This is a genomic window from Pseudomonas sp. PME37.24/006 (genome assembly GCF_055556635.1).
This window is the reverse complement of sequence record NZ_JBVHNL010000310.1, coordinates 1-232: the sequence shown is the minus strand read 5'-3', so window position 1 is coordinate 232 and position 232 is coordinate 1. Positions and strand designations below refer to the sequence as shown.

At 64.7% G+C, this 232-nt stretch carries 1 protein-coding gene; it reads left to right on the top strand.

Translation table 11 applies throughout. From position 1 onward, the window contains the following. The coding region (locus tag ACZ3GY_RS24860; RefSeq protein ID WP_465912499.1) for a hypothetical protein at nucleotides 1-232 on the top strand (232 nt) is incomplete at both ends.

Genomic DNA, 232 nt, shown 5'->3' with positions numbered 1-232 from the left:
ACGCTGGGATACCCGATTGACCGCGGGCCGTTCACGGTCGCCGGCGGACTGACTTTCTTCGGCGCACCGCTGAACGCCTACATGGTGCATGCGACGACTGAGATGGTTCGACGCCTGCGCAACGGCAGTGGTCGCTACGGACTTCTGTACGGCCAGGGCGAGTTCGTGACCAAGCATCATGCACTGGTGCTCTCCTCACAGGCGCCCGCGCCGGAAATCCAGACCCGCGAGC